Source organism: Pseudoalteromonas sp. SR44-5 (assembly GCF_014163675.1).
GTDB classification, from domain to species: Bacteria; Pseudomonadota; Gammaproteobacteria; order Enterobacterales; family Alteromonadaceae; genus Pseudoalteromonas; species Pseudoalteromonas rhizosphaerae.
In genome coordinates, this window is record NZ_JACJDT010000063.1 from 3,220 (window position 1) to 19,211 (window position 15,992).

Here is a 15,992-nt window from a genome sequence, read left to right on the forward strand (position 1 = left end):
CTCAATCGGGGTGGCAATCGTCAAGGCATTCGGTGCTGCGTTATCTAAAATCACTGAGGTGCTGGTTGCACTGGAGGTGTTACCCGCCGCATCAGATTGTGTGGCGCTGACGGTGAGCGTGCCATCATTAAAGCTGCTGACATCAAACTCACTACCACTGATAGTCCATGCCCCAGAGCCATCGGCCGTCACAGTCCGTGATAAGTTATTCGAACCATCGCTGATGGTCACATTAACCGTAGCGCCAGAGTCAGCGCCGCTACCTTGTATAAGCACATGCGCATCTTCCACAGCATTGATCCGACCATCTACTTCAATCGGGGTGGTAATACTCGGTGCACTCACGTTAGTATCAATGGTTATTGTAGTACTCGTTCCATTGGTAATATTACCAGCAGAGTCCGTCGCGCGTGCCACAATAGTATGCGAGCCACTCGTCATTGCTGAGCCTACGGTGATACTCCACACCCCACCACTAACAACAGTACTGCCTATTGAGCCATCAACACTTGAAATAAGAGTAATAGTGTCGCCTGTGGTGCCTGTACCTGTAAAAGTAGGTGTTGTATTATTGGTTATATTATCTGTACTCGAAGAGCCACTATCACTGGCTGCAGTTAGATCGGCTGCGCTCGGTGCGCTCGGCGCGGTTGTGTCAATTGTCACTGTAAGTGCGCTTGAGCTACTACTTACATTACTTGCTGAGTCTGTTGCTTTTGCTGAAATAGCATGGTCTAAACCAGCAGTTAAAGTGCTAGTGGTAATTTGCCAATTGCCATCGGTCGCTATGCCTGACCCGATTACAGTTGCTCCAGCGCCAACTTGGTCGCTGTAAAGACTAACTGTTGAACCACTCTCAGCAGTGCCACTAAATGTTGGCGTGGTATCGTTGGTAATATTATCCGTAGTAGATAACCCTGAATCAGCCGCCGCATTTAAATCAGGAGTAGATGGCGCACTTGGCGCAACATTATCATTTACCGTTATAGTAAACGCTTTTTGAAAAGTTGTTGTTGCATCGTTACTTTGTACGCACACAATGTAACTTCCTGCACTAAGTGCAGCTTGCGTCTGAATTAAGGTGCCACTGATCTGAAAACTGCTATTGTTTGTGTCAGCGCTACATGTACCGTTTACACTTGCACCTGAGCTTACAAACGTATAACTATGACTGTCGGTGGTATCTACATCTGAGGTAGTAAGCGCCCCTATATTAGCACCAGGTCCAGTTGATGATTGATTTATACTTGCCGATGAAAGCGAAATATCCGTTGGGGCATCATTTTGCCCAGTAATATTCACTATCGCTTGATTTGTACCCGCGCTGTTTGCTATCCCATCATTAAAGACATAATCCAAAGTCACTGATGATGATGGAGATTCGGAACTATTTTGATAGGTAATGCTTTGTAAAACTGAGTCAACAATTGCAGATGTAGCATTAGCATTAAAGGTCAGTACCAAGGTACCTGAGGAGTTAGTCGTTACCGTTCCGACTGTGGTCGAATTATAAGTAAACGTATTGCCCTCAATTAGCGCGCCCAATAAGTTATTGTTCGCAAAAACATCTTCAGTACTTGCCCCACCGTTTCGACTAATAGTTAAACTGGCATTATTATAATTACCAATTGCGCCATTAAGGGCATCGAGCTCAGTATCAGCGATAGTCACATCAGAGTCGATAACAATTGCAGAGCCATTTTCAATGAAGGTTGCACCGCCATTCAAACTACTAAATACGGGGGCGCTATTTGGCTCAACAAAAGTTATTATGGTATCGCTACCACTTTCAGCAACGCTAAAAGCTAAACTTGAGCCTGGTGAATTACTTAATGAGAGCGTAAGCTCAGAAATATTAAAATCGGTGGCATCTGTATCAACTTCTAATGTACTCGTGCCATTAAATCGCACATTTGCACTTGAAAGCCCTGTCACGCCAGTAATCGTTAAGGTATCACCTACGGCTAGATCGGTGATGGTATCCCCTGATAATTGTGATGCACTGCCGACAAAATTATCGTTACCTGCATTGCCCGTCATCGAATCAGTACCACCGCCAGGGCGGATGGTATCTGCGCCGCTACCGCCAACAATAGTATCATCGCCATTGAAATTGCTGGCTGTAATCGTCAACATGTCACTGGCAAAGGCTGAAGCATTTATTGATAGGGCTGCTGTAATTTCACCGCCACTCGCATTTGACACTGATACTGCTTGACCATTGGCATTAAAGTTGTCAGTTAAGGTTACTGTGGCATTATTGTCAGTTCCTATTGCCACGCCTTCAACAGCAGACACTGAGGTACTGGTAAAATCAAACGCCCCACCATCCATAAGTTTCAGTGTTTCAGTACCCGCACTACCCGTTATAGCAGTGCTAAAATTACCAATATTAGCGGCATCAATAGCCACTGTTGCGCCACTAGCTAACGAAAGAGTGCCTATATTTAAAAATCCACCGCCGCTAATGTCTGCACCATCAGTTACTTGTACTTGGTCGGCAACACTATTTTCGCCAATTAACGTGCCCGTGTATGCACTGTTACCAATTGCAAAAATTATGGCGTCGGTTGACGAACCAGCCGTAACATTAGTGGTCCCTGTTGATACGGTGATTGTTCTGGTGTTTGTACTGTCATCAGCTGCATCGTAGCTTTCAATACCAGTTAAGGTTGTGAAATCACCATCACCGGTGATAGTAATCGTTTCTGAACCAGGCGCTGTTATGGTGCCCGTAAAACTACTATGCTGGCTGGCCGTCATCGATACTGACGCACCCGAAGCGAGTGTTAAATTAGTCACATTACTAATCGTGGCATTACTAATGTTTGCGCCGCTACTCATAGACAATGTATCAGCAACACTATTTTCGCCGGTAATTGTTCCCGTATAAGCTAGTGTGCCAATATCAAACGTAATGGCATCAGTTACGGAGCTAGCTGTTACTGAGTGCCCCGCGGCACTAATAGATACTGTACGCGCGTTCGTGCTATCGTCATTTAATGTGTAGCTTTCAATTGCTGATACTGTAGCGAAATTACCATCACCTAAAATATCTAGCGTCTCATTACCACTGCCTGATACAGTGCCTGAGAACAATGCTAGCTGTGATGCAGCAATACTTGCTGAACCGCCACTTGCTACCGTCAAGTTTTCAAAGCCGCTAATTGTGGCGCCAGAAATACTGCCACCACTACCAATAGATAACGTATCAGTGCCGGTGTTGCCCGCTAAAATACCGATTGCGCTAACTGAGCCAATATTGAGAGTATCGTCGCCGGTGCTACCAGTAAAATTTTGCCCTGCAGCGCCAAGGGTGAATGCATTTGGTGCAGATAAAACATACGTTTCAATCGCACTGTTGCCTGTTAGTCCATCCGTTGCTGAGCTAATAGTTATCGTTTCTGTGCCTGGTGCTGTAAACGTTGTAAAACTATCGTGCTGTGCCTCAGTCATCAATACACTCGCACCACTGGCAAGTGTTAATGATTCAAAGGCAGATATTGTTGCACCACTAAGATCAGCACCAGTGCCAGCCTGCAATATATCGGTACCCGCAGCGCCGTTCAATGTACCTGTTACCGTGAAGGCATTAATATTAACGGTATCATCTGCGCTGCTGCCAGTTACATTTTGCGCTGCGCTACCAAGCGTAAAGATCATTGCAGCGCCAAGCACATAAGTTTCAATATCCGCATCACCCGTTAGCGTTTGATCGCCATCGGCACTAGCGATAGTAAATTGATTTGTACCTGTACCATTTATAGTAGTGAAACTGTCATGCTGCGTTTCACTTAATGTCAATGAACCATTGTTATAGGGCGTTAAGGTTTCAAAACCCGTTAAGCTTGTGAACCCAGTTAAGTCGCTCCCGGTAACAACACTGATTGTATCGGTACCGCCGCCGCCATCAGCCGTTGACCCTGTAATATGCGCTGCATTGTTAATATTTAATGTTTCATTATCGTCACTAAATGTAATTGCTGGGCTTAAATTTATACCGTTTAAGGTACTAAATCCAGCAGCGGCAGAACTCGCTGAAGTAATATTAGCAACCGAAATTGTCGCTGTACGACTTACACTATTTACAGTGCCATCATTAATTACCACTGTCACCGTTCTAGCAGTTTCATCGGGCGTATTTGAAGTATTATCGTAAGTGATATTCTGCAAAAAGGTAGCCACTTCAGCGGCCGTTACGGTTGCCCCTGTGATAGAAATTGTGTCTTGAAGTATAATATCCGCCGCAGACCCACCCGTGAGTGCGTTTTGCGCCGCAGCTGTTACGTTCAGGCCTTCTGAGGCGCCATTTTGATCGTTGGTTAATGCAACGGTTATTGTTGTTATTGTATCGCCATCACTATCCTCTGCACTAGCATCGGGCGCAATATTTACAGCACCACTACCTTCGGTAAATGACACTGAACTCCCTGTACCTGGAATCCCACCATTTAAATCAACAACAGGCGCTGAATTTGTAGAAGTACCTGTGGCACTCAAAGACACATTATACATACTCTCATTTGCATCAGTGTTGCTAATTCTTAAATTACCTGATATCCCACCAACTGTTGTCGTTTGTACAGTTACAAGTATCGTACATTGCATACCTGAGCTTAATGTTTGACCATTCGTAGCACATGTACCGCCTGTAATTGAAAAGTCGCTACTTCCACTTGTTATAGAAACAGCCGTAGTCGTTAAATTACCAGTGCCTTCATTTTTTACCGTAAAGGTTTTTGTTGTAGTTGCTACACCATCCGCTGCAACACTGCCAAAGTCTTCGCTTACAGTTGTCGATCCACTTTCTTCAACATCTATTTCTGGCGATGACCCACAAGCGCCAACACTACCACCTCTCAAAGTACAGCTAGAAGAGCTTACAGTGGTGCACGCCCCGCCTGGTAGGGTGCAGTTTGCACTTGCAAACACCTTTCTTATTAGTAAATCACTTTTTACTTGTGTATTATCGCCCTTAACAATACTTACTTTTTGTTCATTCGTTTCAAGTAATCCCTGCTCTTTTAAAAAGCTTAATGTATTATTTATATCTGGGTTTACTAAGTGTGATTGGGCTTTTTGCCCTCGACTAAATGTCGAAAATGGGCTTTTTGACTCTATACCAACTATTTCATCTTCAGTTTCTAGCGCTAACTTTTTTGAAAATTGTTTTAAATCTACAGCTTCATTTACTGTTTCTGCGTAAGCCCCGCTAGCTATTACTGCAGAAATCGCAACCCCTAAAAAAGTTTTATTTAAGCTTAAACGTTCCATGATACTCATCCTCGACAAAATTCAAAAATATGGCTAGACAACGCGTCTGAGCTTTGAAATAGCTCTGGTTTCCTGCTGTTCGGTACAACAGCAATATCGTAAATCTGTTTTACATCACCCGTAAAAGTCAAATTACCTACCACCTCACCTGTATTTACATTCACTAACCATATTGCGCACACACTTTTCCCATCTAATAATCTTGGGTTTGCTTTAAAGCGAATATGCTCTTCTGATTTACGTAATGTACTCGTACCGACAAGCATCAAGTCACCAAAGAACGTCATTCCCCTTGTAAAACCTTGCAACTCACATAAAACTCTATTAGTACCTGACTTTGGATCGTATACATGAATATCGCCATCTCCAGATGCACAATAATACACCTTGCCTGCGTGGCATCTTGGCGAATGTGGCATTGAAATACCTGATTTGATGACCTTATTTTCAACGACATCAATAAGCACCCCTTTATTCCCTAGCTCTTCACGCCAACCTTGTGCTGTATCTGATTCACTAAAGGCTGTAGCATAACGAGGCACACCATCTAACAACGCCATGCCATTTAAATGGCATCTATTTTCCGGCTTCAGTTCTGAAATAAACGACGGCACCCAAGCAGCGACAAAACTATGGTCAGGACTTAACTTACTTAAACAAGAGAACATCGAGTTAACTACCCACAAACCATCATTACCCCAACAAATATCATGGATGTTGATCATACCTGTTGATAAAGTCGCTCTTTCTATAAACAAACTGTCGGCTGCCTTTACACTTTTGACTTGTTCATCCCACTCTTCACGAAATTTGGGGCTATCTCTGAGTTCATTATCTTGTAATTTTTTTGGCAACTCTTCATAACGATCAAGGTTCCCATTAATAACATCAGCATAACCACTTGGTGTTTTTTGAAAGTCGATTACTTGATTTAGTGTTCCAAGCGTGACCCTATTTTCGTCGGCATAAAGTCCCATTGGTCTTGGAAATGCCTTTAATTTTGTTTCTAGCTTGCCATTATTGGAACGCACTAAAATAACACGTTGTGATTGATAACTTGTCGCAATCAACGATACGCCCAACTGAGCCAATATTTTTGGGAAGTTGTCACTGTGGGTGCTACTAAAATCTAACGGTTCCATTTCAGTGCTCATTAATTTCACTACCTTTTGATCTAATCAAAGTTACACTCTTTATATTATTTTTATTAACTACATGTGCAGGCAAAATATTTTCAACCATCGTTAATTTTGTTAACGGGTATTCAACTCCGCATGCTTTTAGCTGTGCCACAACGCCTGAAACAATAGCGGCTGATGATGAGGTGCCACCAAAATTTACATACCCATTAAGTGACGTTGATGCAATTGAAGAAGGGGCGTAATAATCAACACATTGCCCATAATTAGAAAACTCAGCAACATTCCCATTTTTATTTATTGCCCCTATAACAACCACTGAACTTAATGCCGATAGATGATTGACTTCACAAGCTTTCTTACCCGAATTTCCTGCTGAAACAACGATAATAGGTGCATTTGATGCAGATGCAACATTCTCAATTACCAGTGACGTAATACCCGATAATAACGGTAAAACCCAACTACAGTTGATAACATCCGCTTTCATCAACTTAGCGACCTGAAATGCCAATATTATAGAAGATGACCATGTTGAAACTTGCCTGATAGCTATTATTTCACTAGTCGGTGCGAAACCCTCAACCCCTATATTATCTTGCTTTGCAGCAATAACTCCAACAACACGTGTACCATGGTAATCAGTTGGGTTTTTAGCACTGGTTGCCAGTGTTTTTTCATCAGGATCATATTCAAACAATACTGTTAAATCATCAAACTCTGGGTGAGTAAAATCAAAGCCGTCATCAATAATTGCAACCCGCACAGTATTCTCTGGTTTATCGCATAAAGGAGCATTTTGTGACACAAGCACGCTGCTAGTCTGCCTGCTTGTTCCTGACGTAACTAACTTTGTGACAGGTGCAATATCTGGTTCGATCTCTAGCACATCTTGATGTTTGCTTAACGCTAAATAAACATCAAAAAAATATTCGGGTCTAGGTGTTACCCAGTAAACCAATTCACTTCCTATATTAGCGATTACTTGAACTTGTTTTATTTCATCATGTAGCTGTGAGATCTCATCGACTGATAGCAAAGAGAGTATTATTATTTTTTTGTTAAAAGCGTACATCTTCCCTGCATCATCAATCAAAAAATTACTGTCATGCTTGGCAAATACAACACTACCTTTAGAGCTTTTAAATTGCAGCTTGTCTAAACTCGCCTGAGCAGATACATCTCTTGCAAATAAGCACACAACTATAATTAAACAGCTGAAAACAATATGCCAATTAAGGTATTTCAACATAAGTAAATAACAACCAACAGAGCTCTTTCAAACAACATATAACTTACTTCCTGCACAAACATAATGGTTTTTCATCATATGTAGAATACAGATTTCAAACTAAAATCTGTATTCTCACACATCAATTTCTTGGTGGATAAATTCCATCTAGTGCAATGCAAAAGTTTAACGCTAAGCTAGGTTGCATATTTTCATGCCGCTGACTCTTACCTGACGATGCTAAACTGCTGCTACTCATAGCACTTGTATTACTATCCAGTGGCGCAGTATATCGCAGTGCACCACCTGAGGAGGCAACGTCTATTGCAAGTTGATTATCACTTGGTTGGTCAGTATTACCAGCTTGAAATACACCTGAAATAACATGGTCATGCTTAGGTAGCTGTATGGGGGCCAACGCTACTTGGCTAACACCACCAAAGGTAGAAAATGGCCGAGTCGTTAGTCCTATCCCTGATCCCGCATGCATTGGTGCTCTGCCTTGTAAATCAGGGACTCCAAATGTTGTTCGTCCATCACCACCGAAATTAGTTCCCAGCAAACTAAATAGCGCTGTAGATTGTGAAATACTGAGTATTTGCCCTGCGCATTTAGCCCAAGCTCTAGGACTATACGTAAGACCAAATATTCTAATTTCAGCCATAAATGGTTCAGCCATAATATTTCTCCTTTAATTTCTTGATGGGAAGAGGCCGTTGAGGCAAATAATAAAATGTATAGCCAAATAAGGCATCATATTAGTATGCGGCTCATTAGCACCCACAGTTTCAACTGCAGCGTCATTTAGTTGCTGACTTTCTCCCGTGACAGCGCCTGATATATAAGTTGACTCAGTTGCAGGGCTTCTCGCCAAAACATTACCAATGGCTGTAGATGTAGTTGCACGATTATTATTTGCCTGCAAGCTATGGGTGTGTGCTGGCATCTGCTGTGGTAGAAGCGTCACTTTTTCTACGCCAGCCTGACGCGCTATAGGGTAAGGTTGTAATCCTGGGCCTTGCCCAAAATGTACGGGTACACGCCCTCTTAAATCAGGCAGCATAAATGACGAGCGCCCATCACCGCCATATTGTGCGCCAATCAATGCAAATAACACTTGGTTTTGACTTATTGAAAAAGTAGACCCGCTACAAAATGCCCACTGCCTAGGTGAGAATGTAGTAGCAATCATTTTTATTTCACCGACAAATGACTCAGACATGCTAGTTTCCTTTTTTAATTTCTAGCTGGAAAGGTACCTTCCAGTGCAATACAAAAATTAAGTACGAGTAAAGGTTGAAGATTAGTATGTGGCGACCCACTCCCGCTACTACTAACAACATCCTGAGCAAGTTCTGTCAAATCTAACGATGAACCGTATACGAAAGGTTCAGCTGAGGTACCCTTATTATCCTTTGATTCAGAAAATATACGATCTGTAAACGCGGGGCTATTAGCGGCTATGCTAGCCGTAGCTTTTACTGCATGCGTATGCGCTGGCATTTCATCTAACGTTAACCTAACCGTTTCCTCCCCTGAACTATCTCCAGCATAAAAGGGACGGTTTTCAGTGCTCAAAAACCCACTACCGATAGGCGTGCGCCCCCGTAAGTCCGGTAACTTAAAATCACTTGTTCCGTTACCACCAAACTGAGTCCCTAATAGAGCATACAGTGCCCCATTCTGTGTAATTGCGATCACTCCACCATTACAGAATGCCCAATTTTTTGGGGCAAAATCAAACGCAAATGGTCGTATTTCAGATATAAACGGATCAGCCATATAAATCTCCCTACTCACTTTTATTAAACGAATAATTTAGTCTATTAAACACGAAGTACTATTTTTGTGTCGTGATGTATATCTCATACTCAGTTTCGCTATTTGGTGATAGAAACAGCTCTGCATCATTAAATGCATCGTGTGTGAGTCTATATGTGCCTTGTTCTAAAGGTTCATTTGCAGAGCCTTTAAGCAAAACACGAAATGCATCCCATTGTTCCCCATTCAGTTTTGTTCTATCAACTGATGATACCTTTAACTCTACTTCACCATCTTGACCAGCAACCTTAACAATTGACCCTTGTGCTCTTTCAACATTTTCAAACGTAAACTTTTCCATATTCAACTCCTGTGTTTAACTTCGCTTAGTCACACACCACTCATTAATTTCACTGGGTGTGGGTACCACGCCATAAATTCATATGGCGGGCTAATTGATTCAACTTGAAACCCTAAACGCGCATACAACTGCTTAGCAGCAAAATTATGTTGCTCAACGGTCAGTGTTAAAGGTGCACCAGATTGTAATGCGGCACTTTGAAACGATTGAATTATCGCTGAGCCAAAACCATGCCCTCTCGCACTTGGTAAAAAGCCAATATCGACGATACGAATTTCATTTGGGCCAAAATCAATGGTTGCCTTACCGATTGCTTCATGATGTTTTTCAATAATAAAGTACATTGCATTGGGGAACTTATCTCCATACCCTTGGGTTTGAGCTTTAAACTGCATTTCCACAATTGACTCTACAAAATCTTTTTCGCCATCAATTAACTGTAAGTCTTGTCGCATTAAACTATGCAGCTTTTCTAAAAAAGGCTTATCGTTTGCATTTGACGGTCTTATATTTAAGCCCTTAGGAATATTAAGTTTCATTACCTCTTTAGCTCCTTAGCTTACTTTTTTTACTACAATATGTTTTTTCTTTAGAGTTCATAATTAAATCCAACAACCACTCATTAACATTACAGTCTATGACAAGGTTGATTCTTGGTGTATCACCAGTATTTATTACAGAATGTTCCGCATCGGCATTTATATACCAACAGCTGCTCTGACTTATTGGAACTTTTAAATCATCCACTAAAAATTCAACATGTTCAGATGTCTCTAAAGAAATATGAATACGTGCCTGGGCTGATAGCTCAATACTCAATCCAAGGTCTCGGTGGGGTTTAATCAAAGAGTTGGGGGAAAGGCGCATAAGCCGTGCAGATAAAATATTACATTTAAATTGTGACAATAACTCACTAATAGAAGGTAAATATTGAAGGTGATCGCCATCAATAAAACTTGAGCTAGACTCAATTGCGAAAGATTGCAGAATCACATGCTTATCAGCATGTTCAACAGGCACTCTTAAAGGCAATACATCCCAATCGCCCTGATAACACTGGGTATTAACATGTCTAACCCATTCTAATTTTTTTGCTACAAGCAAATCGGCAGACATCTTTTTTACATTATAAAAAATTTCAAGCTTGGCAAACGAAATGACTGGAGAGACTATATTCTCACCAGCATTAACAACTTCAGGAATAAGTATGTCATCATTCATTATTTGTTCTCAAACGAAGAGAATGAATGAGCAAGTATTTAATCTTAAAACAAAGTGTATACAGGATGGGGGTGAAATCGATTTCTGTATGTATATTGTTGCGGTATGTTGAGCTACTTTCACTCACTATAACGGCTTTAGCAAATGACTCTAATTGCATTTTAAGTAAAGACTTTAAATAACAAATTATTGGTTTTGCGCGCCGTAAACGCTTTGTAAGCTGTGAACTTTGTGCTTCCATACTGAAATATTCCTTTGATATCCAATTATCGTGCTAAATTCTATTAGGGAATTAATGCTACATTCAGTTAAGAGCTTAGTTTAAAAGCTATAGGGTACAACTTTAATTTTCATTTATTTTATATAGCTTTAATTTATTTGACTTATATCAAACATCATAAAAAACCATAAAAAAAATAAAAGGCTTAGTAAATGCAGCTTAATTTAAATTATCTTGAGCATGGCACAGGAGTGTTATAAAAAACATTACACGTTATTACATGGCATCATTTTTATTCTTATAAATAACTGCAGGCTTGATTTGCTTAGCTTTATAATGAGCTCATATTTATATATTGCACAATTCGAGGACTATTCGTCCTATTTGGACAACTACCATGCGGCAGTGTATGTTGCCAAACAATTAAACTGCCCGCTTTTGCAGGCAAAGGCGTACTGTGCCATTGTTGGCAATTAAAATGATGTGGATTGGTGTTTTTAGGTAAGCTAGCAAGCCAGCCGTCTATTTTTTTATGAAAACCAGGAACACAACTAAACGCACCTTGATCAGCGGTAACGTCAGTAAGGTACAGTAACCCTTGCGTTGCAAAGGTGAGCGGTTTATTAAAATTAATATCCCAGTGCAGATTTGGCCCGGGAAACTGCCAACTCAATGTCTCTGGCGGGTTAAAACCAACCCTATCAGTACTTACAGTTAAATTACTTTTACCCCACAGTTGCTCAAAAACATCCCGCACCTGAGGCTGCTTCCGAATAGCTTGCATTGTTATATCATTAAAAATTTGTACCATAACTCCTTGTTTAAGATCATGATTTCGGTACCATGAAGCAGGATTGTGTTTATCCATATTCAAACGTTCATAAATCATATTACAAACGTTTTCACATAGCGTTTTTTCCACCAACTCAGGAATAATAACGTAACCATTATCATCCCAGCTTTGCCACTGCTGTGACGTTAAAACATAATGACGAGGCTGATTTAGTAATATTTTTTGTTGTTTTGGGTCTTTTTGCTGAAAAAATGCTGCTACCTTTTCATTTAACTTACTTTTAACTGTATTTGAAATAGCTATGCCATAACGCTGTTCTACCCAGTTTTCGAACGTTAAAAAACTATCCGATGAAAAAATGAATTCTATCGTCGGTGTGAGCCCTAAGCCTAAAGTATCCATGATCATGACATCAAGCGACCATTCGCCTTCTATTATTTTTTTATCCGCACAGCCTTGTTTTTGTAATTGCGCTTTGTGCCACATTCGTTTTAATTGAAATAGACCTAAGCGCCCAGTTTCTTTATAACAAGGTAGTATGCTCTGCGCTGTTGTGTGCAGAGATGGCACTTTTGCTATCAATTCATTTTGCATAATAACTCCTTTTTCTTGCCTGATTTTAGACAAGCAAAACACCTTAAATTGATTTATTAACGCTAACTAAACTTAGTTAGAATAGAGTGCTATATTACTGTAAGCAACAATTGTAATTGCTAAATACAGGGAGTGGTATGAACACTGAGATTGAAAAAATTCTCGCCTTTGTTACTCATATTGGAATAAAGCACAGGTATCAAACGTTAAACGAAAAGACTTTTTTGCCGGGAATTAAAGTAGCCCAGGGAACTTTACTACTTGATTTAGAAAAATGCCTCTACCCTGGTGACATCCTTCATGAAGCAGGGCATATTGCAGTAACCTCAGAGACAAACAGAACCTGTTTAACCGGCGATATGAAAAACCATGATCACCAAGCCGCAGAAGAAATGACCGCGATTGCATGGTCATGGGCCGCAGCCTGTTACTTAAATATTGCACCCGATGTTTTATTTCATCAACACGGTTATAAAGGCAGTTCAGCTAGCTTAATAACCGCTTTTAGCAATAATACTGGCTTTGGCTATCCGCTGTTGTATTCATGGTTTATGTGCGAACAACCTGATCACCCCAACGGTTATCCAAACATGTTGAGGTGGCTTAGAGATGACGCCTACACACAAGCTCAACTAAAAAAATTACAATAAATACGATAAGGAATATACGTGCTTGATAATAACTTTTCCTCAGAGCAGCTTACTTTACTATGTGCTGACTTAGCTCAACTAAGATTAATAGCCGATTTAACACTTGCACCTACTATGCCGTACTTTGCTGAAAAACCTTATCCAATTGGCCGCTGTAGAGAAATAAGAGACGAGGTATTTACATTACTACAAGCACAACTGCCGCACACAAACAAACCAGGGCTTAGCTTATTAAAAGGTCTTATTGCACAGGGCAATCCTTTACAAAAAGCATGGGGTTCACTGCGGGATGAGTATTTTCAAAACGCATTTATTATTGGCCCTTGGTATATTGATGTTTCTAACGACACCGTGAATGCCAATAAACCCAGAGTAGAGATTTTGCCTTTAGCGACATCAAACTTTACCCCAATTAAAGATTTTACTCAGTTTGTAAAAATAGCCCGTAACTATTGGAAAGTTGAGGTGTATAGAAATGATGTATGCCCAGCTCTTGCGCCTTATATGCCACTTTTATGTGTTGGCGATAACGGTACTAGCTGGCTAGGAGCTGCAAACGACGACATGCTAAACATCGCAATAAACAGCCAATTTACCCAATCAAAAGCAATATTAAAAGTTCTGCCAAGCCCACCAAAAGAAATTATACAGCGCTGGCAATCGCTGTTATTAAACTTCACTCACGACCCTTTATTGATAACAAAAGGAGATGCAATCATCTTTTGTGATGAATACAGTAAAAAGTTACAGCACCCCGATCTAGCACACAGGGATGCCGCTGTGATTGCCTATTCATCGTTACCAAAGTCAGTGTGATTTAGAATATCAGTGCAACACTCATTGTAATGATGTGTAATAGAAAAGCCTGCCCTTGTCCCTGTACTCCTTAGAATTTATAAAGCGCTATGACACCTAGGTTTATAGCGCTTTAACAAATTATTAGCTAGAACGCTTGCAAGCCCTGCCATGCCAATTGCAGCGCAAGTAAGGTTAAAATAGCCCGAAAAATACGTTTAAACTTATCGGCAGAAATACGCTGTAATAACTGCAAACCAAGCCAAGTGCCAAGCCCACCACTTATGATCATTGCCGCAACTAAAGGCAACCACTGCCAAAACGAAAAGCCCACAAAGCCATACAAAATAGCTTTAAAGGTATGCTGCACACTCATACAAGCGGAAAAAGTAGCGGTATATCTTAGCTTTTCGTAATTATTAACATACAAACAACTGCCCACTAACGGGCCACTCGCGCCAACAAACATTGATAAAAATGTTGTCACAGCACCAGCTGTACTGCGCCATAAAGCAGAGGTTTCACGCAGCTTTGGCGTCATTCCCCACAATAAATAAAGTACAAACCCTGCCACGACAATTTTCATAAATTCAAGTGGAATACGGGTCACAATAGACGACGCAGCAAACGCACCAATAAGCCCACCGAGTGAAAAGAACGCAAACATACTTTTATCAAGGTGTTTAAAAGTCAGCATAAACCTATTGGCATTTGAGCCCAGCTGCACTAACCCATGCACCGGAATAACAATACTCATAGGCAATAACGATGCCATCACCACCAACAACATCAACCCGCCACCAGCACCAAAAGCCGCCGAAATCATCGACGTTACAGCCGATAATATAATAAGCCCAATCACGCTGAGCGGCGTTAATAAATCGCCAGCTAAAAATTCCATATAAGATCACTTGGCAAGTAAAAGAGAATAATGACGTTAACATGAGTAAAAATAAGATGCGAGTACCTAAAGCACCAGTAAAATGAAGCGCTTATTTCAATAAAATAAAAATAAGCGATGAGCTATTAAAACAATAAAACACCTCGCCTTAAACATAAAAAACCCACCAACCTGATTGCTCAAATTGGTGGGTTTTTTAGGGTTTTTAAATCAACGAATTTAAAAACCGATATTGGTGGAGCTGGGGGAAGCCCAATCAACCAAATAACCCTATGTTATTAAAGAGATAACGATATTTTAAATTTCATATTATGGTACTGGCTGTGGTACTACCAATTCGCTGTCGGAAAGGGATATGAACCGCCGTCTGAAGCCCTTTAAGCAAATGAAAAATAACAAATAATACTTTCAGCAGTTGTATATTATCGTGTATGTTCGAAGATTATAGATGCTGTTCTTATTCAAAGCAATATTTATGCTTTTTACAGCGATTTTAAGCCGCGTATTTTTTCACAATGAGGTGTTTTTATGACAAGTGATCAACCAACTACAAATGAAATTGAAAATATTTATATTGATGGTCAACTCGTTCACCCCTTAGATATAGAAGATCCTGATGCGTTTTTTACAAATTTAGTGCGGGATGAACTTGAAGACTATTTAGTGGAGGAAATACAACAACTCGATAATTTAACAGCAGCAACAAACGTCTTTAATAAAATGGTTGATGAATTCATTAATTACGCTGTAACAACTTATCTTGGGCACGTAGAAGCTGATTCAATAGTCGTTGTAAAAGAAGAAAGTACGATACTACAAATTATTGAAGAGTATCGTGAAGCTGACGCAAAGCTAGGTGCAAATGAACTTAACTATAATAACTTAGACATTTTTGATTATGCGGGTGATTTACTAAGAGGGCTGGGAATTCCAAACTTGGGATTGGCTATAAAAGCAAAACGAATTGAAATTATGATTCGCGAGCAAACACAAATTCAACTTGAAAAAATAGGTGGGCTAAAATATTTAAATGCCCAAGCTATTGAACGCGG

The 15,992-nt window shown here is 40.5% G+C and carries 14 protein-coding genes; 3 read left to right on the forward strand and 11 right to left on the reverse strand.

What is annotated here, in order from left to right; translation table 11 throughout:
• The 10 genes from H5154_RS21180 to H5154_RS21225 all read right to left on the reverse strand — a co-directional run.
• Positions 1-5,274: Ig-like domain-containing protein (locus tag H5154_RS21180; protein WP_259398576.1), on the reverse strand; the 5,274-nt coding region annotated here is incomplete at its 3' end.
• A 5-nt stretch (positions 5,275-5,279) separates the two neighbouring features.
• Complete coding sequence (locus H5154_RS21185) at positions 5,280-6,428, reverse strand: TIGR03032 family protein (protein ID WP_259398577.1); 1,149 nt, start codon at positions 6,426-6,428, stop codon at positions 5,280-5,282.
• Positions 6,418-7,509: a S8/S53 family peptidase gene (locus H5154_RS21190; RefSeq protein WP_259398578.1), complete on the reverse strand. Its 1,092-nt coding sequence runs from the start codon at positions 7,507-7,509 to the stop codon at positions 6,418-6,420. Before H5154_RS21190 ends, H5154_RS21185 begins: the two co-directional genes overlap by 11 nt.
• A gap of 277 nt (positions 7,510-7,786) precedes the next feature.
• Complete coding sequence (locus tag H5154_RS21195) at positions 7,787-8,323, reverse strand: phage tail protein (RefSeq protein ID WP_054205193.1); 537 nt, start codon at positions 8,321-8,323, stop codon at positions 7,787-7,789.
• Positions 8,324-8,335: 12 nt separating this feature from the next.
• A complete protein-coding gene (locus H5154_RS21200) occupies positions 8,336-8,866 on the reverse strand; it encodes a phage tail protein (RefSeq protein WP_054205192.1) in 531 nt (176 codons plus the stop codon).
• 14 nt (positions 8,867-8,880) lie between these two features.
• A complete protein-coding gene (locus H5154_RS21205) occupies positions 8,881-9,426 on the reverse strand; it encodes a phage tail protein (RefSeq protein ID WP_145242941.1) in 546 nt (181 codons plus the stop codon).
• Positions 9,427-9,484: 58 nt separating this feature from the next.
• Positions 9,485-9,766, reverse strand: a complete 282-nt coding sequence (locus tag H5154_RS21210) for a DUF6916 family protein (RefSeq protein WP_054205190.1) — start codon at positions 9,764-9,766, stop codon at positions 9,485-9,487.
• Between the two features lie 29 nt (positions 9,767-9,795).
• Positions 9,796-10,305 carry a GNAT family N-acetyltransferase gene (locus tag H5154_RS21215; protein ID WP_145242939.1) on the reverse strand — a complete coding sequence of 170 codons (510 nt, stop codon included), beginning with the start codon at positions 10,303-10,305 and terminating at the stop codon, positions 9,796-9,798.
• Positions 10,306-10,312: 7 nt separating this feature from the next.
• Positions 10,313-10,987: an aspartyl/asparaginyl beta-hydroxylase domain-containing protein gene (locus tag H5154_RS21220; RefSeq protein WP_145242937.1), complete on the reverse strand. Its 675-nt coding sequence runs from the start codon at positions 10,985-10,987 to the stop codon at positions 10,313-10,315.
• Between the two features lie 551 nt (positions 10,988-11,538).
• The gene (locus H5154_RS21225; RefSeq protein WP_145242935.1) at positions 11,539-12,594 is read right to left on the reverse strand and encodes a phytanoyl-CoA dioxygenase family protein; all 1,056 of its coding nucleotides are present in this window, start codon (positions 12,592-12,594) and stop codon (positions 11,539-11,541) included.
• Between the two features lie 137 nt (positions 12,595-12,731).
• Here H5154_RS21225 and H5154_RS21230 point away from each other — a divergent pair, with 137 nt between their 5' ends.
• Positions 12,732-13,244: a hypothetical protein gene (locus tag H5154_RS21230; RefSeq protein WP_145242933.1), complete on the forward strand. Its 513-nt coding sequence runs from the start codon at positions 12,732-12,734 to the stop codon at positions 13,242-13,244.
• Between the two features lie 18 nt (positions 13,245-13,262).
• Complete coding sequence (locus H5154_RS21235) at positions 13,263-14,060, forward strand: hypothetical protein (RefSeq protein WP_145242932.1); 798 nt, start codon at positions 13,263-13,265, stop codon at positions 14,058-14,060.
• Between the two features lie 127 nt (positions 14,061-14,187).
• Here H5154_RS21235 and H5154_RS21240 read toward each other — a convergent pair whose 3' ends face one another.
• Positions 14,188-14,940 (reverse strand): sulfite exporter TauE/SafE family protein, encoded by a 753-nt coding sequence (locus H5154_RS21240; protein WP_182719531.1) that lies wholly within the window; start codon positions 14,938-14,940, stop codon positions 14,188-14,190.
• Between the two features lie 528 nt (positions 14,941-15,468).
• Between H5154_RS21240 and H5154_RS21245 the strand changes: the two genes are divergently transcribed.
• On the forward strand, positions 15,469-15,992 hold a 524-nt coding region (locus H5154_RS21245; protein WP_182719532.1), incomplete at its 3' end, for a hypothetical protein.

What these genes read in the sequence shown, in the direction of transcription:
- H5154_RS21185 (WP_259398577.1), bottom strand. Translation starts at nt 6,428, where the DNA reads ATGAGCACTGAAATGGAACCGTTAGATTTTAGTAGCACCCACAGTGAC.
- H5154_RS21195 (WP_054205193.1), bottom strand. Translation starts at nt 8,323, where the DNA reads ATGGCTGAACCATTTATGGCTGAAATTAGAATATTTGGTCTTACGTAT.
- H5154_RS21200 (WP_054205192.1), bottom strand. Translation starts at nt 8,866, where the DNA reads ATGTCTGAGTCATTTGTCGGTGAAATAAAAATGATTGCTACTACATTC.
- H5154_RS21205 (WP_145242941.1), bottom strand. Translation starts at nt 9,426, where the DNA reads ATGGCTGATCCGTTTATATCTGAAATACGACCATTTGCGTTTGATTTT.
- H5154_RS21210 (WP_054205190.1), bottom strand. Translation starts at nt 9,766, where the DNA reads ATGGAAAAGTTTACGTTTGAAAATGTTGAAAGAGCACAAGGGTCAATT.
- H5154_RS21215 (WP_145242939.1), bottom strand. Translation starts at nt 10,305, where the DNA reads ATGAAACTTAATATTCCTAAGGGCTTAAATATAAGACCGTCAAATGCA.
- H5154_RS21220 (WP_145242937.1), bottom strand. Translation starts at nt 10,987, where the DNA reads ATGAATGATGACATACTTATTCCTGAAGTTGTTAATGCTGGTGAGAAT.
- H5154_RS21225 (WP_145242935.1), bottom strand. Translation starts at nt 12,594, where the DNA reads ATGCAAAATGAATTGATAGCAAAAGTGCCATCTCTGCACACAACAGCG.
- H5154_RS21230 (WP_145242933.1), top strand. Translation starts at nt 12,732, where the DNA reads ATGAACACTGAGATTGAAAAAATTCTCGCCTTTGTTACTCATATTGGA.
- H5154_RS21240 (WP_182719531.1), bottom strand. Translation starts at nt 14,940, where the DNA reads ATGGAATTTTTAGCTGGCGATTTATTAACGCCGCTCAGCGTGATTGGG.